This window comes from Gordonibacter massiliensis (ex Traore et al. 2017) (assembly GCF_019731765.1).
Lineage (GTDB): Bacteria > Actinomycetota > Coriobacteriia > Coriobacteriales > Eggerthellaceae > Gordonibacter > Gordonibacter massiliensis.
Genome location: NZ_JAASIO010000002.1, coordinates 205,347 through 227,495 on the forward strand (window position 1 = coordinate 205,347; position 22,149 = coordinate 227,495).

Genomic DNA, 22,149 nt, shown 5'->3' on the forward strand with positions numbered 1-22,149 from the left:
CCTACCCCTGCTTGCGCTGCTTGGCTTGGGCGCGCTCGCTTTTCTTGCGCGCCTTCTCCTCGGCGCGGGCCGCCGCCTTCTCGGCCTTGGCGAGCTTCGCCGCCTCCGCCTTCTCCGCGCGCGTCTCCTCGTCCACGCCCAAACCGAAGAACTCGCCGAGGCGCGCGAGCGTGCTCTTGGCCGCCTGGCTCTCGGCCTCCTTCTTCGTGCGCCCCGTGCCGCGGGCCAGGCCCTGCGTGCCGGCGAACACCTGCGCCACGAACGTGCGGTCGTGCGGCGGGCCCTGCGTCTCCACCAGCTTGTACGTGGGCGTGATGCCGTCTTCCTGCAGCTTCTCCTGCAGGGCGCTCTTGGGGTTCTCGGGCTCGCGCGCCATGTCCAGGGACATGCGCGGGATGAGCGTGCGCTCCACGAACGCCTGCGCGGCCGCTATGCCGCCGTCGAGGTAGAGCGCCGCCACCACGGCCTCGTACACGTTCTCCAGCGCGGAGTGCAGCCCGCGCTTGCCCGTTCCCGTCTCCGACGAGCCGAACACGATGATGTCGGCGAACCCGAGCCGCTCGGCCACGTCCGACAGGCTCGCGCCCGACACGAGGGCCACCTTGATGCGCGTGAGCCCCCCTTCGTCCAGGTCGTGGAAGCGTTGGAACGCGATGGACGCCACGATGGCGCCCAGGATGCTGTCGCCCAGAAACTCCAGGCGCTCGTAGGAGTACTTGACGGACTTGCCCTCGGTGGCCGAGGGATGGGTGATGGCAGAGAGCAGGAGGTGCTCGCCGGTGAACCGGTAGTCGAGTATCTCCTGCGCTCTTTCCATCTTGCGCTGCTGCTCTTCAGTCAATGTCATGAAGGTTCGGCCCTCGATAGGTTGTTTCGTTTGCGTTTGCGTGTCCGATGCGGCGACGGCGCCCTCCGCCTCCCCCTCGAAGCGGGAACCGGACGCACGGAAAGCCCCGGCGCAGACGCCGGGGCCAACAGGCCGCTTACTCCATTGTAGCCGAGGACGCGCCCGCCGCCACGGTCTGCGCGATTATTTCAGAAACGCCCGCGCGCACGACCCCGGCGGTGGTGAGCACGCCGTTCTTCACGGCGTAGGCGTTCGACGAGCCGTGCCCCACGATGCACGCGCCCTTCACGCCCAGAAGGGGCGCGCCGCCGTACGTGTCGGGGCTCACCTGCGCCATGAGCTCCTTCAAGCCGCCCTTGATGGCCAGCGCCCCCAGCTTCGTGAGCGGCGTCTTCATCATGATGCCCTTGAGCGTTTTGAACAGCGTCTTGGACGTGCCCTCGATGGTTTTCAGGCACACGTTGCCCGTGAAGCCGTCCGTGACGATGACGTCGTACGTGGCCGCCAGGATGTCGCCACCCTCGGCGTTGCCGGCGAAGTTCGGCAGCTGCTCGCGCAGAAGCGCATGGGCCTCCTGGGCGAACTGGGAGCCCTTCGCCTCCTCCTCGCCGATGTTCAGCAGCGCCGCGCGCGGGCGTTCTATCCCGACGATCTTCTCGGCGTAGATGGTGGCCATCTGGGCGAACTGCACCAAGTAGGAGGGCTTGCAGTCGGCGTTGGCGCCCACGTCGCACATGACCACGGGGCGCACGGGCGACGGGATGACCGTGGCCAGCGCCGGGCGCGCGACGCCCTTGATGCGGCCCATGACCAAGGTGCCGGCCGCCAGGCACGCGCCGGTGGATCCGGCCGAGAAGAAGCCCTGGGCCTCCCCCTCCTTCACCAGGCGGCAGCCCACGACGATGGACGAGTCCTTCTTCTTGCGCACGGCCTCGGCCGGGTGCTCGCCCATGCCGATGACCTCGGTGGTCGCGCGCGCCTCGCAGCGCTCGTGCGCCGCCGCGAACGGCTCTGCCACGTCGGCCGGCCCGCACAGCACCACATGCAGGCCCTCGTCCGCGGCGAGCGCCTGGGCCACGCCGTCCAGCACGACGCCCGGAGCGTCGTCGCCCCCCATGGCGTCCACCGCGATCGTAACCTTATCGGCCATGTTCCTCATCCTTCCCCGTAAACTGGAAAAAGCCTCCCGACGCGTCAGCGATAGCGCTGGCGCGTCGGGAGGCTCGTTTTCGCTGCGACAGGCGCACCCAGCGCAGGTGGAAAAGCTAGTCCGTCTCGATGACTTCGCGGTTCTTGTAGAAACCGCAGTTCGGGCACACGCGATGCGGAAGCTTGACCTCGCCGCACTGCGGGCACACGGAACGGGCCGGCGCGCCGATTTTGTCGTTGCTGCTGCGGCGGTTATGGGTGCGGATGCGGCCCATCTTGCGCTTAGGTACTGCCATGATCTATGCTCCTTCTGTAAGCCGAGCGAATCCCAGCCGCTCGTTCTCGCTTAGTAAACACGCGAAACGGTATAGTACCAAAGGTTACGCCGCCGCGCAAGGCCTCATCAGCGCGCTCAGCGTTCATTTCACGCATTTCACTCATTTCTCCCCAGCGAATTCGCCGGACGCTCCAGGCGCTTCGCATGCGCGCAGCAACCGCGCGCTACGCGGCGACGGGGCTTCCGCACATCCCCACGAACAGCACGGCGCCCTGCGGGGAGCGCACCTCGTAGAGGAACGGCCGGTCGAGGTTGAATTCCAGCTCGCCCACGAGCGTTGGGTCGGGCAGCGCCGACATCTCCATGATGTCCACCTTCGTGTACGCGGCGGCCTCAACGCCGTTCTCGTCCAGGCCGATATGGCTCTCCTGCAGCACGCTCGACACGTAGGCGTCCACGTCGGAGAGGTTCGAGAAGTCGGCGCGATCGTCGAACGCCGCGGACATGCCCATGCGCTGCAGAGCCGCGATCAGACCGTACGAACGATCGAACGAGAACTTGGGCACGCGGTACGTGATGTAGGCCTCGTCCGTGTCCCCGGCCGTGAACGCCTCCTCGAGCGCCGCCGCGTCGGCCAGCAGGGCGCGCGCGTCGACCCCCTCGGCCGGCAGCACGAACGTCATCTCGCTGCCGTCGGCGAACCCGAGGCTCGCACGCGTGTAGGCGTCCGTGGCACGGTACTCCCGCGGCTTGTCGAGGCGCTGTTCCATGAAGGAGGCGTCCGCATCGCCATCAGCGGCGTGAAACGTGCCCGTCTCGGTGGCGCCGGTTTCGAAGGGCGAGGCCCATTCGCTTTTGAAATAGAGGGCGCTCATAAGGGAGAGCAACATGCCCTCCTGGGTTTCGACCTGCGGCGCGATGGTGCCTTCGGCGGCCTCGGCGATCCAGTTGCCCATGGCCTCGTTCGCGCCGGCCGTGCCGAACCGCGCCGTGTAGAGCGAGGCGCTGAAATTCCCGGCCACCGCGTCGATGAAGCCCTGCCGGTACTCCGCGCCCTCGCGCAGCCACACCGAGTTCGCCAGCTTGATATCCGCGCTGCTGCCCGCCATGAGCAGGTTTTGGAGATGCCCGCACTGCTCGGCCGTCGCCGTCGCGTCGCCCCCGCCGAGCACGGCGCCGATCTCGTCGGCCGTGTCGCCCGCCGCGCCGAGGCGCGTCATGGCGAGCGCGTAGTACAGGCTGATGGGCGAGTAGTTCTCGTTGGCCTCGCCGGGAGTCGCCGAGCCGCCGTCGCCCGCCAGCACCGCCGCGGCGCTGCGGTAGGAGAACCCGGAGAGCTCGTCGAGGAAGGCGGCGTCCACCGGGTTGTCCTCGCGCAGCTTCTCCTGCGCCTCGAAGTCGTCGGGGTCGGGCTTCGCCGGATAGCCCGTCTGCGTCACGCGGGTCGCGCCGTCGAGCTCGTCCCCCGACGCGGAGCACCCCGCGAGCCTGAGCCCGCAGGCGAGCGCCCCCACGGCGACAAAAACGATGATCTTGCGTAGCGGATGCCCCATGGCGTCCCTCCGTTCAACCGGCGCGCCGCGCGCGCGTTTGGCGTCGCGCACCAGTATCGCACAGATCGGACGCGGAGTCCCGCGCGTCCGACGCTCGGCGCGATGGCCGCGCGCCGAGCGTGCGGTCGCACGGCAAACGGCGCTGCGCATGAGGCCGCAGCCTTCCGGAGCGTTTGAGCAAAGACGCGCCCCCTCTGACTACCGAACACGTCGGATCTTCCTCCACGGCCGTTCGAAACGCACGGTTTCCGCCGTAATGTTGCGTTCAGCCACGCGCTTGTTATTTCAACTAGAAGGCGTGCTGGGAAAACACGCGCACACCGTCTCATCGAGTGCAACCAAACCCGAAAGGAGTCATCGAAACGCAACATTACGGTGAAAACCGTGCGTTTGACCTGCCCCCGGGTAGCGGCACAGGTTGGCGCAGTAAGTTAGCGATGGCCAGGGCGGACCGCAGCGTCGGCAGGTTCAGTCGACCGTCAGGCCGACGGAACCCTCGATCCGAACTGCATCTCGTAGTAGCGGGCGTACGTGCCGCCCAGCTCCAGCAGCTCATCGTGGGTGCCCTGCTCAACCACGGCGCCGTCCTCCACCACGGCGATGAGGTCGGCGCTGCGGATGGTGGACAGGCGGTGCGCGATGACGAGCGTGGTGCGGCCTTCGGAGAGCCGCTCCAGCGACGCCTGGATGGCCCGCTCGCTCTCGTTGTCGAGCGCGCTCGTGGCCTCGTCCAAGATGAGGATGCGCGGGTTGCGCAGGAACACGCGCGCGATGGCGATGCGCTGCTTCTGTCCGCCCGACAGCCGCGCGCCGCGCTCGCCTACGAACGTGTCGTAGCCGTCCGGCAGCCCCATGACGAACTCGTGGATGTTCGCGGTCCGCGCCGCCTCCACGATCTCGGCGTCCGCGGCGTCGGGCTTGCCGTAGGCGATGTTCTCGCGCACGGTGCCGCCGAACAGGTACACGTCCTGCTGCACGATGCCGATGGCCTCGCGCAGCGTTTCCACCGTCACGTCGCGCACGTCGATGCCGTCGATCTCCACCGCGCCCGAGCTCGGGTCGTAGAAACGCGGCAGCAGCGAGCAGGTAGTGGTCTTGCCGCCGCCCGACGGCCCCACGAGCGCCACGGTCATCCCCGCCGGTATGGCCAGGTCCAAGCCGCGCAGCACCTCGTGCTCCCCGTCGTAGCTGAAACGCACGTCGCGGTAGCGCACCTCCCCGCGCACGCGGCCGTCCGCCTGCCCGCGCTCGACCTCGGCCGCGGCCAGCGGCAGGGCGCCGGGGCGGTTGCGCACGTCGGGCCGCACGGCCAGCACCTCCATAAAGCGTCGGAAGCCCGCGTAGCCCTTCTGGAACTGCTCGGTGAAGTTGATGAGCTGCTCGATGGGCGACAGGAAGATGCCGATGTACAGGGCGTAGATGGCCAGTTCGGTGACGGCCAGGCCGCCCGTAGCCACGAAGTAGCCGCCGCCCACGATGGTCACGGTGTACAGCACGCCCGTGAACACCGAGTTCACCGCATGGAACGCGCCCATGAACCGATACGAGCTCTCCTTGGTGTCCACGAAGCGCTCGTTCGTGCGGCCGAACTTCCCTATCTCCACGCCCTCGTTGCCGAACGACTTCACCACGCGGATGCCGCCAAGCGAGTCCTGCAGGCGCGCGTTGATGTCGGCCATCTTCTTGCGGTTCTCCGTGAAGATGACGCGCTTCTTGTAGTTGCGCCAGAACGCGTAGGCCGCCATGACCGCCGTGGCCGCCAGCATGATGGCCGTGAGCGGCACGTTGATCATGAACAGCAGCACGAAGGAGCCCACGATCTTCAGGATGCAGATGAACAGGTTCTCCGGCCCGTGGTGCGCCAGCTCCGAGATGTCGAACAGGTCGGTTAAGAGCTTGCTCATCATCTCGCCGGTGTTGTTGCGGTCGTAGTAGGAGAAGCTCAGGCGCTGGTACTGCTTGAACAGGTCCATGCGCATGTCGGCCTCCATGCGCGCGCCCATGATGTGGCCCCACGCCGTGATGAAGTACTGGCAGGCCGTGCGCAGGGCGTACAGCAACGCGAACCCGAGCGTTATCCAGCCGAGCGTCGAGAGGATGACCTCGGGCGCCTCCAGGAAGAACTCCTTGGTGAAGAAGCTCAGGAACTGCGGGAAGGCCAGATCGACCGCGGCGAGCACCGAGGCGCACACGAGGTCGAAGAAGAACAGGAACTTGTAGGGCTTGTAGTAGGTGACGAAGCGCGCAAACACGTCGCGCGCCGACACGTGGGGCTCGTCGGCCGAGAAGGCCGATGCGGCCGTTGCAGCCCTGGTTTGGGTTGAGGGGGTTCGTTTCGTTTCCATGCCCATCATTGTAACGCCTACCTTCCCTTTCCGCGCACTTCATCTTCGGCGCGACGGTTCGTCGTTCTCGCCGTGTTCGCTGTGCGCGCCATGCCGGGCGGGCGGTTCGTCCTTCGCCGCCGCCCCATCCTCGGCGCGGCGACCTTTGCGGCGCTTGCGGTCCTTGAGGGCCGTGATGCCGCGGCCGAACATGCCCACGTCAGCGCTGAGCAGGTAGGCGGGCAGCACGGCGAGCGCGGCCCACGGGGCGGCGGCCCAGCCGAACGCCTCCGCCGACAGCAGCACCGCGGCCAGCGGGCAGCGCGCGGCGGCTGCGAAGAACGCCGCGGCTCCCATGGCCGCGGCGAACGAGGGAGCGGCGCCCACGGGCCCCGCGCACGAGGCTCCCAGAAGCGCGCCCACGCTGAGCGCCGGCATCACCTCGCCGCCCTTGAAGCCCACACCGAGGGTGAGCGCCGTGAGCAGCGCCTTCACGGCGAAATCGAAGGTTCCCGCCTTCCCGGAGAAGGCGTCGTCCAGAAGCGCGAGCCCCGAGCCCTCGAAGCGCTGCCACCCGAACGCGAGCACGAGCGCGCACAAAAGCGCGCCGCCCGCAGCCGCCACGAGCGCGGGGTGAGCGCGCGTCCGGCGGAACGCGCGGCGGAGCGCGCGCAGCGACCAGCCGAACGCGGTTCCGGCCACGGCGCTCGCCACGCCCGCGAGCACGCAGAGGGCACCCGCGCTCCACGACGCATCCGGGATGGCCGCCTCGGGAAGCGCGTAGCCCCCGGAGAGCGGCAGGGCGACGAGCCAGGCAGCGAAGGAGGCAGCGAGCACGGCCGGCAGGCGGCGCGCGACGGCGCCGTCGAAACGCACGAGCTCGAGCGCGAACGCTACGCCGGCGAGCGGGGCCGCGAACAGGGCGGAGAACGCCGCCGCCATGCCGCACGCCGCCGTCCAGCCGCGGCGGGCCTCCCTCGCCCCGCGCCCTGCGATCGGCTCCACGCGCACGAGCCTGCCCAGCCCCGACGCGGCCGAGGAGGACATGGCGAGCGCCGTGGCCGTGGCCCCCGCCGACCCGCCGCCAAGCACCGTGAGGAACGTGCAAGCCAGCGCCGCGGGCGCGAGGGCAAGCGGCACGGGGTCGTCGTCGCGCACGTCCTCCACCACCGACCCGGGCTGGGCGCCCAGCGGCAGCCGCAGCAGCCGGAAGATTCCGATGGAGGCCGCGCCCAGAGCCGGCAGGGCGAAGACGAGCCAGGGGAAGCGCGCGGAGAGCGAGGAAGCCGCCGCCAGCGCAAGGGTGGCCAAGGCGGCCGCGAGCGCCCCAGCCGCGCCGGCGGCGAGCGCGAACACGGCGTGCCTTGCCAGCTGCCCGGTCAGGCGGCTCGCGGCGCGCCTCACCGCTTCCGGCCTTCCCGGCGGCGCCCCTCGTCGCGCGCACGGGCGCGCAGGCGCGCGAACTCGCTCGCCGCGCCCCGGCCGAACACGCCCACGTCGCGGCTTCCCGCGAAGGCGACGGCCACCGCGAGCGCCAGGTACGGGGCGGCCGCCAGGCCGAATATCTCCGCGCCCATGAAGAGGGCCGCCAGCGGGCAGCGGCTCGCGGCCGCGAAGAAGGCCGCCAGCCCGAGCGCGGCCGAGAACGGTGCCGAGGCGCCCGTGAGCCCGCCGAGCGCGCAGCCCAGAAGCGCGCCCACCGTGAACATGGGCATGATCTCGCCGCCCTTGAGCCCGAAGCCGAGCGCGAGCACGGTGAGGCCCGCCTTCACGGCGAAGTCCACGCCGCCCGCATGGCCCGCGAGCGCCCCGCGCAGAAGCGGCATGCCCGTGCCCTCGAAGCCCTGCCACCCGAACGCCAGCACCACGCCAGCGAACAGGAGCCCGCCCGCCACGGCGGCCAGCACAGGCCGCCCCACGCGGCTGCGCACGATGCGGCGCGCGCCGCGCAGCGCCACCCCGAACACGGTGCCGGCCGCCCCGCATGCGAGCCCCACGAGCACGCACTGCGCCATGAGCGGCCAGGAGAAGGCGGGCACGTCTACACGGGGGATCACGTCGCCGATGCCCGTGATCCGCGCGAGGGCGAACGCGGCGAGGGATGCGAGCAGCAGCGTGGGCACGTGGCGCGCCACGGCCCTATCGAAGCGCGCGAGCTCCAGCACGAACGCCGTGGAGCCGAGGGGCGCGAAGAAGAGCGCGCCGAAGCACGCCGCCATGCCGGCGGCCGCCGCGTAGCCGCGCGGGATGGCCGGCCGTCCCGCGCGGATGGGGGCCAGCTTGAACGGACGACCCACGAGCGCGCCGAGCGACGCGCCCATCTGCAGGGCCGCGGCCTCCTTGCCCACCGAGCCGCCGCCGAGCACCGTGAGGAACGTGCCCGCGAGGATGCCCGGCGCCAGCGCGGGCGGCACACGGTCGTTTCGGCGCAGGCGGTCGACCATCGTGTCGGTGGCCAGATGGGCGGGCAGCTTGAGCGCCCGGTACAGCAGCACGGAAGCCGCGCCGAGCGCGGGCAGCAGCAGAAGGAGCCATGGGAAGCGCGCCTGGAGCCGCGCGGCCAGGTCCACGGAGAGCGAGAGCGCGATGGAGGCCGCGGCGCCCACGACGCCCACCGCGAGCGCGAACAGGACGTGGCGCGCAGCCTGCGGCAGGTTGACGCCGCCGCCCGCCGATCCGCGCTCCTCCATGTCCGCCTCGCCTTCGTCCGCCCTGGTTTCATCCGCTCCATGATAGGGATCCGAACGAAGGCGCGCCGCGCGGCGGGGTCAGCGTAACCGCGCCGCCACCGCCCCCTTGAGCGCCCGACATGCGCGCGGAACATGCCTTGCGGAACATCAAACGAGGCGGGTTTTGCGCAGAATCGACCCCTTTGCGTGCATCGATGCAAAGGAAGGGTAGCGATCAGCGCCGGAAATTGTCAAAGCGGTTGAGAATTTTCCGCAAATCGGAAAGTTTTCTCAGAACAAATGAGAAAACTTGCTAAAATGAAGAAAATTCTCAATCAGATTGAGGTTCTTATGGTCCCACGTCCTCGCTATCTCAAAAAGCTTTTGGATTTCAAAGACACCGATTTCGTGAAGGTGATCACCGGAGTGCGTCGCTGCGGAAAATCGACGTTGCTCAAACTCTTTGCCGAGGACCTTATCATGCAAGGTGTCTCTCGCGACCGTATTATCGCGGTCAATTTCGAAAGCCTTCTGGCCGAAGATCTACGCAAGCCGGCCGAGCTCCATCGTTTCGTGCAAGAGCGCATCGAGCAAGCCGGAGCGGAGGAGGGCCCCTATTACGTCCTGATCGACGAAGCACAAGAAATAGAGCGATGGGCGCAAACAGTCAACAGTTTGAGGTCGACGTTTCCGGTTGACATCTACGTGACGGGGTCGAATTCCCGCCTGTTCGCTGGAGAGGATCTCACCTACCTTGCTGGAAGGTATGTAGAGGTTCGCATGTACCCCCTTTCGCTGCAGGAGTTCTTCACCTTCCGCGGGTTGTTTCCTGGATCGAATGTGTATCCGGGGTCGGATACCTATCCAACATCGCCCGAGGCCGTGTTCGACGACTACCTTTCGCAGGGGTCGTTCCCAGCGGTGGCGCTTGCTACGAATCCCCAGGTAATACAGGCGCTTACTGCGAGCCTCATCGATTCGGTTGTCATGCGCGATGTGGTCCAGCGTGGGCGCATCGACAACGAGGCTTTGTTCATGCGGGTCGCGCAGTTCGTGTTCGACACGATTGGCTCGGAGGTATCGGCGCATCGCATCGCAAATACCCTCAAGTCGGCGGGTCATTCTATTACGGCGAATACCGTGGATCGCTATTTGAAGCTCATGTGCGACGCGTTCGTGCTCTATCGTTGCCAGCGTTACGACATTCGCGGCAAGGAGCGGCTTCGCACCAACGGAAAGTACTACGTGGTGGATACGGGGTTGCGCAACGCGTTTCTTGGTGAAAGGCCCAGCGACGTGGGTCATGTGCTGGAAAACGTGGTGTTCATGGAGCTGCTGCGTCGCGGTTTCGAGGTGTCCGTAGGCAAGATCGACGATGCGGAAATCGATTTCGTTGCCGTGGATCATACTGATCGCGTGTACGTGCAAGTGTGTCGCACGCTTGCCGACGAGAAGGTCGAACGGCGCGAGTTCTCGCCTTTGCTCGCCGTGGCCGATGCCTACCCGAAATACGTTTTGAGCATGGATCGAATCGACTACTCGCATGAGGGCGTGCGTCACATGAACATCGTCGATTTTCTGATGGGCGCTTCTTTGGGCTGATGGCGGCTTGTGCGTTCGACCTGCGAAGACAACTTCCGGTTAGCATCGAGCGCACGCGAAAAGCATCCGGTAGTTGGTTGAGGAAGCCGTCGTTTCGGCGCATGATGCAAGGCGAAGGAAGAGCTTGCAGTGGGCCTTCAGCCGCACGCCCGGTCGGCCCTCACGCCGTCAGCCAGGCGGGCGGGTCGCCCCGGTGGAGGACCGTGAGCTTGTGCAGCGCGCGGGTGACGGCCACGTAGAGCAGGTTGCGGTCGAAGTCGGTGGCGTACAGGCGCCGATCGGCGTCGAGCACCACCACCTCGTCGAACTCGAGCCCCTTCGCCATGGTCACCGAGGCGATGGACGCGCCGCCGAGGTACCCGCCGCTCTCGGGCGCGAGCAGCTGCACGTCCCATCGGTCGCGCAGAAGCTCGTGGTAGCGGCGCGCCAGGTCGTCGGTCTTGCACACGATGCCGAGCGTCTTGCGGCCGCCCGCCTCGAACGCCGCCAGCGCCTCCTCCGTGCGCGCGAGCACCTCGGCCGTGTTCGCGCACCCCACGATGCGCGGCTCCTCGCCGTGGCGCTCCACGGCCTCCAAGCCGGACACGGGCTTCACCCGCCGCGCCAGCGCCATGATCTCGCAGGTAGACCGGTAGCTGCGCACGAGCTTCGCCACGCGGGCCCCTCCGTAGACGGCCGCCACGTCCGCGAGCTCCGCGCGGTTGCCGTCGTCGACCGACTGGTGGAAGTCGCCCAGCACGGTCTTCTCGCAGGGGAACATCCGGGCCACGGCGCGATGCTGCACGGGGGTCAGGTCCTGCATCTCGTCCACCACGAGGTGCTTGACCTCCGCGAAGGCCCCCACGCCCCGGAAGGCGGCGCGGCACAGCACGAGGGGGCAGGCGTCCTCCCATTCCACCTTCCGCCCGGCCGACAGCTTCAGCAGGTCCGCCTCGCCGCGCTCGCGCAGGAACAGGCGGTAGAGCGCGAGCTCGTCCTTCGCCCGCAGCATGCCCGCCAGCTTGCGGCGCACCTCGCCTTTCGCAGGCAGGGCGAGCCGGTCGCGCCCCACCGCGCGGGCGTCGAGGTCCCGCGCCACGTCGCCGGCCACGAGGGCGATCCGCTCGGATACGGGCAGGCCGCCGTAGCGCCGGTAGCGCTCCTCCAGCCAAGCGCCCTCCACCACCCGGCGGCCGAAGGCGATGTCGGTCCCTTGGAACAGGTCGTCGACCGCGCGGGAGAGGAAGGCCTCGAGCTCCCGGGCGAACGCGACCTCGCCCTTGCGCCGCGCGCGGCGGCGGTGGTCCTCGTCGCCGTCGTCCACGGCCGGCCGGGGCGCCTCCACGGACACCGCGCCTCCCAGCTCCTTTTCCACCGCCTCGCGCAGGCTTAGGTTGACGATGGGCTCCTCCCCCAGCTCCGGCAGCACGCGCGACACGTAGTCGGAAAACACCCGGTTCGGCGAGAGGATGGCCACCGACTTCGACGTCAGGCGCCCGCGCTGGCGGTAGAGCAGGTACGCCACCCGATGCAGCGCGATGGACGTTTTGCCCGATCCGGCCACGCCCTGGATGACCAGCGCGCCGGGGGCCTCGTCGCGGATGAGCGCGTTCTGCTCCTTTTGGATGGAGGCTACGATGGATCGCATCTCGCCGTCCGACGTGCGGGAAAGCTCGTACTGCAGCACGTCGTCGCGCACGCTCGAGCCGCTGTCCACCGCGTGGACGAGCCGTCCTTCCTCCACCGTGATCTGCCGCTTGAGCGCGAGCGTGCCCTCGACGCGTCCCGACGGCGCGTCGAAATGCGCGGGCCCGGGCTCGAAGTCGTAGAACAGGCCCGCCACGGGCGACCGCCAGTCCGACACGACGGCCCGCCCGCCGAAGCTGAACGAGAACCTTCCCACGTAGCTCGCCACGGGGGCGGCTCCCTCGCCAGCCGCGAAATCGACGCGCGCGAAGTACGGCGAGTCGAGCAGCTTGCGCAGGCGCTCGGCGGCATAGTGCGACTGCGCCGCGCGGCGGTCCTCCTCGTTCAGCGCAAGCTCGTTTTGGAAGCTCTCGCTCGGGTCGATCTCGCCCCGGTACTCGGCCAGGTAGCGCTTGGCCTCGCGGTACCCTCCCTCGATCCGCTCGTGCAGCCCCTCGGCGCGCTCGAGGGCGTCGCGCAGCAGCTCGAGCGTCTCGGCGAGGCGCGCCCGCTCTTCGTCCACGATGCTCCCGTTCTCGAACCTTTCGCCCATCAGACGTCGCCTCCTTCGCGGTCCTCTTCCCGGTACGCGCCGCCGCGAAGCACGAAGCGCTGGACAGGGTAGCCGAACTCCTCCGCTTCCTCGGCCTCCTCGAAGCCGATCTCCTCGAGGCGGCGGCGATGGCCCGTGTCGGCGCGATCGCCCGCCCGGTATGTCGTTATGGTCAGGTCGCGCCCCGGCGCCGCGGCCCGGACGGCGTCGACGAGCGCCCGCGCCACGCCCGGGGCGCGGCGATGCTGCGGATGCACCGCCAGAAAGTCGATGCTGCCGCGCTCCCTCGTGAAGGCCGCCGCCCCCGCGAGGGACGCCGAGCCCGGCTCGCGCGCGACGAGCGCGCAGCCGCTATCGATGGCGCGGCGCAGCCACGCCTCGTGCTGCCCCTCATCCAGGCACGGGAAGTTGTCCACGGCGAGGCGCAGGAGGTCCATCCACGCCGCCACGTCGGAGGGCGTCGCGCGCTCGACCGTCCAGTCGTCCGCGCCCCTCCCCGCCCGCAGCGCCGAGGCGCGCAGGCTGAACGGCAGCTGGAGCGGATAGAACGAGCCGCGCGCCCGGAACCGCGCGGGAGGAACCTTGTAGAGCGCCGTGAACGCCGCGGAGAACGTCTGCTGGCTGTCGTAGCCGGCCTCGCGGGCGATGTCCACGATGGGGCGCTCCGAGCGCGCGAGCGCGCACGCGGCCTCCGTCAGGCGCCGCCGCGAGACGTAATCGTGGACGGTCATGCCCGTCACCTCGCCGAACAGGCGATGCAGATGGAATTTCGAGTATCCGGCGGCGCGCGCGACCTCGTCCAGATCGAGCTTCCCGCCCAAATGCGCTTCGATGTGCTCTATGGCCCGCTCCACCGCGCGCAGGTTCGCCGACTCCATGCCCCTCCTTCCGTTTCGACCCGGATGCTCCATTGAACCAGAACGGCCCGCGGCGCGTCTCTACTTTTCTTGCTCTGTTGCCGAAATCGGAAGGAATGCGAAAGGAGCATCAAAAATCGTCAAACGCGCGCCCTTCGCGACCGCCCTGTAGGGCAAGGGCTCTACCCTTGCCGTCTAACTGAGGAAACGTTGCTTGCTGAGCGGCAAGGGCAGAGCCCTTGCCCTACCAGTCCAGCGAAGCGGCACTTTTGATAGCCTCGTGAGCGTCTGATGAGCGGGGCAGGGCTTCCCCCGTCCTCAGCGCACCTCGTAGCGACGCGAGGCCGCCCAAGCCGCCAGCAGGCCGAGCGCGATCACCACGACGAACAGCGCGAAGGGGTTCGCCAAGCTCGCCCCCGGAGCAAGGGCGAACAGCCAGGTCCATCCGTCGGCGATCGCCCAAGGACTCAGCTGGCTCGCCGCGATGACAAGGACCGCGATGGTCACGAGCACGACACGGCGCGTTCCGAAGCGCATCTGCAGCGCCGCGAACGCGAGGCCCAACGCCGCGGTCGCGGCGCAGCCCAGGAACGTGAACAGGAAGTCGAGCAGCGGGCCGTTCTGGGGCCCGTACGTCATCAGGAACAGGGACTGCGCGAACGGCCAGAACGGCACGAACGCAGCGCACGCCGCCTCGACGACGGCCAGGAACAGGCACACCGCCCCCAGCGACGCCACCGTGCTCGCGATCGTCTGGGAGCGCGTGAGTCCCATCCGCATGAGGAACCGCACGCCGTCCGAGAACGTGGCCAGCGCGAGCAGCGGCATGAGGATGTAGGGCAGAAAGCCCAAGCTCGGCAACGTCATCTGCGATATCTTCGTAAAGCTGAGCAGGTTGAAGGCAACGATGATGGCGCCGACGATCAAACAGAACGCCGCCGCGCTCTGCACGAGCTCGACCGCTTGGTAGCGAATACCCGCCTTGAGTTTCATGAGGTCACTCCCCTTTCCCCGTCAATTCGACAAACAGTTTCTGCAGGCTCATGGGAGCCACGTCCAACCGGTCGGTCAAGCGCTCGCGCACGGGCTCGCCCTGCACGTACGCCATCGCCAAGCTGCCCAGCTCGTCGATGCCGAGCACCTCGAGCCCCTCGCAGTACGCCCGCACATCCTCTGCGCGCCCCGACACGCTGTAGCCGCTCGTGCGCAGCTCGTCGGCCGAAGCCTCCATGAGCAGCCGCCCCTCGTCGATGATGGCGACGCGCTCCACGAGAGTCGCCACCTCCTCGATGAGGTGCGTGGCCACGACCACCGCGCGCCCGCGCTCGAGGTAGTCCTCCATCAGAAGCCGGTAGAACAGGTCGCGGTGGGCGGCGTCAAGCCCCAGAACCGGCTCGTCGAGCAGCAGGTAGTCCACGTCGAGCGAGAGCGCCATCACCAGCTGGCAGATGGAGCGGTAGCCGGTGGAGAGCGCGCCCGTCTTCGCTTTCACGTCCAGCTCGAACATCTTGGCGAGCCGCAGCGCGCGCTTCGCGTCGAACCCCTCGTGGAAGCGGCCCATATGGCCGACGAGGTCGTCCACGCACATGGACGGGGGAATCATCCGCACGTCGCCCGTGCAGAACACCTTCGCCAGCGCGCGGGGGTTGTCCGTGACGGGCTCGCCGTCCACCAGCGCCTGCCCGCTCGTGGGGATCAGGCGGTTCGACGCGACGCCCAGAAGCGTGGTCTTGCCCGCGCCGTTGCGGCCCAAGAGCGCGTGGATCTTGCCGTATTCGAAGGACAGCGTCACGTCGTCGAGCGCCGTCGTTTTGCCGAAGCGCTTCGTCAGATGCTCGGCTCGCAGCTCACACATGGTCGTACCCTTTCTCGATGAGGCTGACAACCTGGTCCTTCGTCAATCCGAGCTTCTTCGCCTCGGCCACGAGGGCCGCCACGTAGCGCTCGTCGAAGGCGCTTCGGCGCTTCGCGCGCACCTTCTCGGCGGCTCCTGCCTGCACGTACATGCCCATCCCCCTTCTCTTGTAGATGATGCCCTCGTCCACGAGGATGTTCATGCCCTTGAGGACGGTGTGCGGGTTGATGCCGAGCAGCGCCGAGAGCTCGTTGGTCGAGGGGATGCGGTCCTCTTCGGCGTAGACGCCGGTGAAAACGTCCTCCTCGATCTGCTCGGCGATCTGCACGAACAGGGGCACGTCCTTGGCAGGATCGATGTTCATGTGGCCACGCCCCTCCTCTCATTCAGCTTTGTTATCTAGTTTGTTAGTTGAGTAACTAACTAGCATTGTAAGAAATCAAAGAGGGAAAGTCAACGGGAAACGACAGTTTCATCGTGCGATTAGCTCCAAAGAGCGCAGCTCGTCAAAAAACGTCCTGGCAACTCTTCGGAAAGCGACGCGGCAACGAAACAGAAGAGCCCGCCGTGATAGGCGGGCTCGGAAATCGGTGCTCTGCGCGGTTACGCTCGGTTTCGCCGCTCAGTTCTGGTCGAACGGGAAGTCCTTCAACACGGCGAACGGGTTGGGCGGCACGTCGTCGTCGGCCTCGGCGGCCGGCTCGCAGGCGCAGGGGCCCTCGTTCAGGTTCGCGCCGCACGTGGGGCACAGGCCCTTGCAGTCGTCGTCGCACAGCGGCACGAGCGGGAACTCCAGCAGCAGCGCCGCGCGGATGAGCGGCTCCAGGTCGATGACGTTGTCCTCGGGCAGCACGTCGAACTCGTCGTCGTCCATGTCCTCGGGGGCTTCCTTCTCGGAGTCGATCAGGAAGTAGCCCTCGATCTCGCCCGTCACGGAGAACGAGAACTCGTCGACGCAGCGGGCGCAGGACGTCTTCGCCTCCCCCTCCACGGTGCCGGTCACCAGCAGGGCGTCGCCCGTGTTCGTGACGTCGACCTGCCAGGCCAGCGGGCCCTCGAAGTCGTACAGGTCGGGCCCCGCCTTCATGACGGGCACGGAGAACGTTCCCTCAAAATGAGAGCTCTCCGCAGGCGCGAAGAGCTCGGAAGGTATATGGATGCGCGTCGCTTCCATCAGCGACCTGCGGCAAGGGAGTTGGCGTTGAGGCGGTCGCGGCAGCGGCGCACGTTGTTGAGCAGCGTGTCGAGGCTCGTCTCCACGTGACCGAACACCTCGTCGGCGTAGTCCTCGGCACCGGCGCGCGTCTGGCGTTCCAGCTCGCGGGCGTCGGCCAGGATCTGATCGGCCTGCTGCTGGGAGATGCGGACGATCTCCTGCTCGCTGGCGATGGTCATGGCCTGGCTGCGCGCGTCCTCGATCATGCGGTTGGCCTCGGCCTCGGCATCGTCGAGAAGGCTCTGGCGCTCGCGCACGATCTGGCGCGCTTGCGCGAACTCGCTCGGGAACGTGTCGCGGATCTCGTCCATGATCTCGAACGCCGCGGCTATGTCGACTTGGCGCAAATTGCTTTTGCCGAAGACCGGCTTCGAGTCCTCGAGAAGAATCGAGAGCTCCTCAAGCAGCCCCAAGACTCCTGTTTCGTCCATGATTGTCCTTCCACCCAAGCGTGCTGCGTTTCAAGTGCGTAGGCGCTTCGCGATCGTCTTCCTGCGCGCATGCGTCAAAGTATTCTAACAGGTTTGATCGGATTCCCCAACGCCAATGCACAAAGCGTGCACATTTTACCCGGTCGGAAGCCTCCCGATGCTTTTCGTTGCCGCTTCGACATCTAAAGCGGGTAGAACCGCCGGCCCTATCGGGCGAATTTCGCCTCGAGCGCGCCCTTCACGCAATCAGGCACGAAGCCGTTCACGTCGCCGCGCAGGCTGGCTATCTCGCGTACGATGGACGACGACAGGTACATGTACTGCGGGGGCGACATGATGAACAGCGTCTCGAGCTCCTGGTTCAACTGGTAATTGAGCGCCGTCATCTGGAACTCGTACTCGAAGTCGGTGATGGCGCGCAGGCCCTTCACCACGACGGTGGCCTCCATGCGGGCGGCGAAGTCCACGAGCAGCTCGTCGAAGGGCTCCACGCGCACGTTGGGAAGGTGGCTCGTGGCCTGGCGCACGAGCTCCGCGCGCTCCTCCAGCGTGAACAGCGGGTTCTTCTTGGGCGAGGCGGCCACCGCCACCACGACCTCGTCCACCAGCTGCGCCGCGCGCGTGATGACGTCGAGGTGCCCGCTGGTGATGGGATCGAACGTTCCGGGCGTGAGTGCACGTTTCATAACGGGTCAAAGCTCCTTCGGTCTGAGTATGTCCACGACAGTATCGCCGTACTTCTTGCGCGAGGCAAGCGCGAACCCGCAGGCGGCCGCCGCGTCGTCCGCCTGCGAGCACGCAGCGGCCCCGTGCTCGTACACCACGAGCGCGTCCGGAGCCAGCGCGCCGGCATCGGCGAGGCGGGCCACCATGCCCAGCACGTCGGCCGCCTCGAGCGCGTAGGGCGGGTCCAAGAACACGAGGTCGAAGGGCGGGCGGGCGCGGGCGGGCGGATCCTTGAGCACGTCGGCGCGATGGACGCGGGCCCGTCGCGCATCCAGGCCGAGCGCCTTCGCGTTGCCGTCCGCCACGCGCGCCGCCGCGCCGTCGCGCTCGTAGAAGTGCGCGCACGCGGCCCCGCGCGAGAGCGCCTCGAGCCCGAGCGCGCCCGACCCGGCGAACGCGTCGAGCGCCACGGCGCCCTCGAAGCCGCCGCGTGCGCTGTTCACCGCGCTCATGAGCGACTCCCGCACGCGGTCGGTCGTGGGGCGCGTGCCCTCCCCCTTCGGCGCCTTGACGGTGCGCCCCCTGAACTCACCGGCGATGATGCGCATGTCAGCCTCCCTGCACCTCTCCGGCGCGCTTGAACGCGAGCCGCGCCTCCCGCGCGAGCGCGCGGTGCGCGGGCGCCTCGAGCCGCGGGTCCTCCTCCAGCAGCGCCCGCGCGTCGGCGTGCGCCGCCTCGATCACCTTGCCGTCGCGCACCACGTTCACTAGCTTGAGCGCCGAGGCGCCGTGCTGGCGGTTGCCCAGGATGTCGCCCTCGCGGCGCAGCGACAGGTCGTAGGCCGCCAGCTCGTAGCCGTCGTCGGTGGTCTCCATGGCCGCCAGGCGGCGCAGCGCGGCGTCGGTCTTCGACGCGCTCACCAGATACACCTCGCCGGGCTTATCGCCGCGCCCCACGCGCCCGCGCAGCTGGTGGAGCTGCGAGAGGCCGAAGCGGTCGGCGTCCTCCACGATCATGACCGTGGCGTTCGGCACGTCCACGCCCACCTCGATGACCGTCGTGGCCACGAGCACCTGCGTCTCGCCCGCGCGGAACCGCTGCATGACGTCCTGCTTCTCGGCGGAGGGCAACCGGCCGTGCAGCAGCTCCACCCGATAATCGACGAACGTCTTCTGCTGCAGGAAGGCGGCCTCCCGCTCGGCGGCGGCCACGTTGTCGCCGTCCAGGTCGGCATCGTCCTCGATGCTGATGGCGGCGTAGACGTACTCGTCCTCGTCGCCCTCGCGGCTCGCGCGCTTGCCCGCCTTCGCGTCGCGATCCTCCGCGCTCGCGCCCACGAGCGGGCACACCACGTACACCTGCTCGCCGCGCGCCAGCGCCGCGAGCGCGGCGTCGTAGGCGCGGCCGCGATCCTGCTTCGACAGCACCTTGGTGGTGCGCGCCGACGTGTCGTGCGGGCGATGCTTGATGTAGGAGAGCGTGAGGTTGCCGAACAGCGCCAACGCCAGCGAGCGCGGAATGGGCGTGGCCGTGAGGTAGAGCGCGTCGGGGGCGTCGCCCTTCGCCAGCAGCTTCGCGCGTTGGTCCACGCCGAAGCGCTGCTGCTCGTCGATGACCACGAGCGTGCAGCGGGCCGGGCGCACGTCGTCCTCGAGCAGCGCGTGCGTGCCGATGAGCACGTCCACCGTGCCGCCCGCCACGCGCGCGAGCACCGCCTCGCGCTCGGCCGCGGGCGTGGACCCGGTGAGCACCTCCCAGGTGACGCCGGCCGCGTCGAACAGGGGGCCCAGGTTCTGTCCGTGCTGGCGCGCGAGAACCTCGGTGGGCGCCATGAGCAGCGCCTGGCCGCCCGAGTCGGCGGCGGCGGCCAGCGCGTGGGCGGCCACGACGGTCTTGCCCGTTCCCACGTCGCCCAGAAGCAGGTGGTTCGCCGTGGAGGGGGCGGCCAGCGCCGCCAGGATGTCGTCGCGGGCCGCCTGCTGCTCGCCCGTGAGCTCGTAGGGCAGCGCCGCGGCGAACGCGGCCAGGTGGGGGCCGTCCGTCACGTGGCGCACGGGCTCCCGCCCTTCCGCGCGCGCGCGCCCCTCCTCCATGAGCATGAGTTCCAGAAACAGCAGCTCCTCGTACACCAGGCGCCGACGCGCCTCGGCCGCCTCGTCCATGCTGCGGGGGAAGTGGATGGCGGAAAGCGCCGCCCCGCGGCTCATGAGGCGGTACTTCGCGCGCAGCTCGAGCGGCAGCGGATCGTACAGGCCCGCCACGTGGATCAGGCCGTTGCCCACGAGGCGGCGCACCCACGCGCACGAGAGCTTCTCGGTGGCGGGATGCACGGGTATGACCATGCCGGCGGCTTGGCCGTCTCCCCCGTCGATCGCCTCGATGAACGGGTTCGTCATGCGCTTGAACCCGTAGTTGAACTCCAGCTTCCCCGCCACGGCCACGCGCATGCCGGCCTTCAGCTGGTCCATGAGCCATGGTTGGCGAAACGCCGTGACCATGAGCGTGCCCGTGCCGTCCACGAGCGTGATCTCCACGAGCGGCAGCTTCGGCTTGGGACGCTTGAGCTTGATCTCGTGCACGGAGCCCTCGATGGTGCACTGCTCGCCGATGACCGCCGAGGCCACCGTCTCGCGCCGCGACAGGTCGATGTAGCGCCGCGGGAAGTGCGTCACCAGGTCGCGCACCGTGCGCACGCCCAGCGCCTCGAGCGCGCGGGCCCGCGCCGGGCTCACCAAACGGACGCGCCCGACGGATTCGTCGAGCGCGAGCGTGGCTGCCAGTCTGTCAGGTGCGTCGCTATTCAACCGACATGACCACGGGGTACAGGGGCTGGTCGCCGCGGTGGGCGTCGATCTCCAGCTCGTCGTACGCCTCCTCGATGCGCGCCACGAGGGCGTCGAGGGCCGCGTCGTCCAGATCCTCGCCCGCCAGCAGCGTGAGCGTGTCGGCGTCCTCGGCGTCCATGCGCGCGAGCAGGTCCATGACCACGTCTTCCACGCCCGACCCCACGGCCTCGATGGATCCGTCGGCGATGCCGATGACGTCGCCTTCGCGTATGGGGTTGTCGTGCGCGTCCTTCGCGTCCTTGATGGCGCGCGTCACCTCGCCGGTGCGCACGTCGGCGTAGGCCTCGGTCATGGCCTCCACGTTCTCCTCGAGGCTCGCGTCCTCGTCGAATCCGAACAGCGCGGAGAACGCCTGCGGCACGCTCGTGGTGGGCACGACGGCGCACGGCTTCTCGGACAGCTCGCACGCGCTCTGCGCGGCCATGATGATGTTCTTGTTGTTGGGCAGGATGACGACGGCGTCCGCGTTCACCTCGTTCGCGGCGTCCAGCAGATCCTTCGTCGACGGGTTCATGGTCTGCCCGCCCGACACCACCACGTCCACGCCCAGGCTCTTGAGGATCTTCGCGTTGCCCTCGCCCGCGGCCACGGCCACGAATCCGATGGGCTTGCGCGCCGCCTCCTCCTCGGCCGCCAGCGCGTCGGTGCGCGCGGCGCTCTGCAGCTGCATGTTGTGGATGTGCACCTCGGCTATCTGGCCGCGCTCCAGCATGTAGGCCAGCACCTTGTCGGGCGTGTTCGTGTGCACGTGCACCTTGAAGTTGGGGTTCTGGCCCACGAGCAGCTCGCAGTCGCCCATGGTGCCCAGGAAGTCCAGGCCCTCCTCCGCGTCCAGCGTGTCGGAGTTCACCAAAAACTCGGTGCAGTAGCGGAAGGCCGAGCCTTCCCAGTCGTTGATCTGCTCGATCTCCACCTTCGGGGCCGCTCCGCGCGCGAAGGCCAGCTCGTCTCCCAGCGGGCCCTCCTTGCCGGTGAGCGCCGCGGCGAACGCGTCGAAGAAGATGGCCAGGCCGTAACCGCCCGCGTCCACCACGCCGTTGTCCTTGAGCACGGGCAGCAAATCGGGCGTGCGCTGCACCGAGGCGTAGGCCTCGGCCACCACGGCCTCGAGCGCCTCGTCGGTGGAGAACTTCTTCTTGCGCGCGTGCTTCGCGGCGGCGGCGCTGTCCTTGAGCACGGTGAGGATGGTACCCTCGACCGGCTTGCGCACGGCCTGGAACGCCACGTCGACGGCGTGGGAGAACGCGGAGTCGATGCTGTCGGCGTCCACGGCCTCGTGCCCGACGCTGCCCTCGCACAATCCGCGCAGGATCTGCGAGGTGATGACGCCCGAGTTGCCGCGCGCGCCCATGAGGGCACCCGTGGTGATGGCGCGGCGGATGTCGGCGCCGGCGGCGCCGATGGGCAGCTGCGCCAGGTTCTCGACGACGGTTTCCAACGTGAGCGACATGTTGGTGCCCGTGTCGCCGTCGGGCACGGGGAACACGTTCAGGCGGTTGATCTCGTCCTTGCGCTCGCTCAGCGTCTTGCTCGCGGCGGCTATGGCGTTGAGCAGGTCGTTCGCGGTATAGGATTCTGGCATGGTGGGTCTGTCTCTCTCTCGGCGGTAAGCCCCGCGCCGCGCGGCCGCCGCCTTGG

Annotated in this window: 19 protein-coding genes; 1 reads left to right on the plus strand and 18 read right to left on the minus strand. The window is 68.4% G+C overall.

From position 1 onward, the window contains the following. Position 1: 1 nt before the first annotated feature. The 7 genes from rnc to HCH03_RS04790 all read right to left on the minus strand — a co-directional run bounded on the left by rnc (position 2) and on the right by HCH03_RS04790 (position 8,840). Positions 2-847 carry a ribonuclease III gene (gene rnc, locus HCH03_RS04760; RefSeq protein WP_080142879.1) on the minus strand — a complete coding sequence of 282 codons (846 nt, stop codon included), beginning with the start codon at positions 845-847 and terminating at the stop codon, positions 2-4. Between the two features lie 136 nt (positions 848-983). Next, positions 984-1,997 (minus strand): phosphate acyltransferase PlsX, encoded by a 1,014-nt coding sequence (plsX, locus tag HCH03_RS04765; protein ID WP_080142878.1) that lies wholly within the window; start codon positions 1,995-1,997, stop codon positions 984-986. 115 nt (positions 1,998-2,112) lie between these two features. After that, complete coding sequence (rpmF, locus tag HCH03_RS04770) at positions 2,113-2,292, minus strand: 50S ribosomal protein L32 (protein ID WP_080142877.1); 180 nt, start codon at positions 2,290-2,292, stop codon at positions 2,113-2,115. Positions 2,293-2,497: 205 nt separating this feature from the next. After that, on the minus strand, positions 2,498-3,826 hold the full coding sequence (locus tag HCH03_RS04775; protein ID WP_221688574.1) for a serpin family protein: 1,329 nt from the start codon (positions 3,824-3,826) through the stop codon (positions 2,498-2,500). A 479-nt stretch (positions 3,827-4,305) separates the two neighbouring features. Continuing rightward, complete coding sequence (locus tag HCH03_RS04780) at positions 4,306-6,171, minus strand: ABC transporter ATP-binding protein (RefSeq protein ID WP_246599654.1); 1,866 nt, start codon at positions 6,169-6,171, stop codon at positions 4,306-4,308. Positions 6,172-6,210: 39 nt separating this feature from the next. Then, positions 6,211-7,554 (minus strand): chloride channel protein, encoded by a 1,344-nt coding sequence (locus tag HCH03_RS04785; RefSeq protein ID WP_368042420.1) that lies wholly within the window; start codon positions 7,552-7,554, stop codon positions 6,211-6,213. Continuing rightward, positions 7,551-8,840, minus strand: a complete 1,290-nt coding sequence (locus tag HCH03_RS04790; protein ID WP_221688576.1) for a chloride channel protein — start codon at positions 8,838-8,840, stop codon at positions 7,551-7,553. Before HCH03_RS04790 ends, HCH03_RS04785 begins: the two co-directional genes overlap by 4 nt. A 297-nt stretch (positions 8,841-9,137) precedes the next feature. Between HCH03_RS04790 and HCH03_RS04795 the strand changes: the two genes are divergently transcribed. Further along, the gene (locus HCH03_RS04795) at positions 9,138-10,421 is read left to right on the plus strand and encodes an ATP-binding protein (RefSeq protein WP_221688577.1); all 1,284 of its coding nucleotides are present in this window, start codon (positions 9,138-9,140) and stop codon (positions 10,419-10,421) included. Positions 10,422-10,581: 160 nt separating this feature from the next. Here the strand turns inward: HCH03_RS04795 and HCH03_RS04800 are convergent, their stop codons facing one another. The 11 genes from HCH03_RS04800 to HCH03_RS04850 all read right to left on the minus strand — a co-directional run bounded on the left by HCH03_RS04800 (position 10,582) and on the right by HCH03_RS04850 (position 22,093). Next, positions 10,582-12,639, minus strand: a complete 2,058-nt coding sequence (locus HCH03_RS04800) for a HelD family protein (RefSeq protein WP_221688578.1) — start codon at positions 12,637-12,639, stop codon at positions 10,582-10,584. Then, positions 12,639-13,517, minus strand: coding sequence for a helix-turn-helix domain-containing protein (locus tag HCH03_RS04805; protein ID WP_221688579.1), 879 nt, complete (start codon positions 13,515-13,517; stop codon positions 12,639-12,641). The genes HCH03_RS04800 and HCH03_RS04805 overlap by 1 nt, the downstream gene beginning before the upstream one ends. A gap of 297 nt (positions 13,518-13,814) precedes the next feature. Next, a complete protein-coding gene (locus HCH03_RS04810) occupies positions 13,815-14,489 on the minus strand; it encodes a hypothetical protein (RefSeq protein ID WP_221688580.1) in 675 nt (224 codons plus the stop codon). 4 nt (positions 14,490-14,493) lie between these two features. Continuing rightward, positions 14,494-15,351: an ATP-binding cassette domain-containing protein gene (locus tag HCH03_RS04815; RefSeq protein ID WP_221688581.1), complete on the minus strand. Its 858-nt coding sequence runs from the start codon at positions 15,349-15,351 to the stop codon at positions 14,494-14,496. Beyond that, complete coding sequence (locus HCH03_RS04820) at positions 15,344-15,715, minus strand: GntR family transcriptional regulator (protein ID WP_221688582.1); 372 nt, start codon at positions 15,713-15,715, stop codon at positions 15,344-15,346. The genes HCH03_RS04815 and HCH03_RS04820 overlap by 8 nt, the downstream gene beginning before the upstream one ends. 258 nt (positions 15,716-15,973) lie before the next feature. Continuing rightward, complete coding sequence (locus HCH03_RS04825; RefSeq protein WP_246599692.1) at positions 15,974-16,438, minus strand: YceD family protein; 465 nt, start codon at positions 16,436-16,438, stop codon at positions 15,974-15,976. A gap of 86 nt (positions 16,439-16,524) precedes the next feature. Then, positions 16,525-16,998: an ATPase gene (locus HCH03_RS04830; RefSeq protein WP_080142863.1), complete on the minus strand. Its 474-nt coding sequence runs from the start codon at positions 16,996-16,998 to the stop codon at positions 16,525-16,527. A gap of 206 nt (positions 16,999-17,204) precedes the next feature. Beyond that, positions 17,205-17,684 carry a pantetheine-phosphate adenylyltransferase gene (coaD, locus tag HCH03_RS04835; protein WP_080142862.1) on the minus strand — a complete coding sequence of 160 codons (480 nt, stop codon included), beginning with the start codon at positions 17,682-17,684 and terminating at the stop codon, positions 17,205-17,207. A gap of 6 nt (positions 17,685-17,690) precedes the next feature. After that, complete coding sequence (rsmD, locus tag HCH03_RS04840; protein ID WP_221688584.1) at positions 17,691-18,272, minus strand: 16S rRNA (guanine(966)-N(2))-methyltransferase RsmD; 582 nt, start codon at positions 18,270-18,272, stop codon at positions 17,691-17,693. A gap of 1 nt (position 18,273) precedes the next feature. Continuing rightward, positions 18,274-20,469 carry an ATP-dependent DNA helicase RecG gene (locus HCH03_RS04845; RefSeq protein WP_221688585.1) on the minus strand — a complete coding sequence of 732 codons (2,196 nt, stop codon included), beginning with the start codon at positions 20,467-20,469 and terminating at the stop codon, positions 18,274-18,276. Next, positions 20,462-22,093: a DAK2 domain-containing protein gene (locus HCH03_RS04850; protein ID WP_221688586.1), complete on the minus strand. Its 1,632-nt coding sequence runs from the start codon at positions 22,091-22,093 to the stop codon at positions 20,462-20,464. Before HCH03_RS04850 ends, HCH03_RS04845 begins: the two co-directional genes overlap by 8 nt. Positions 22,094-22,149 lie beyond the last annotated feature (56 nt).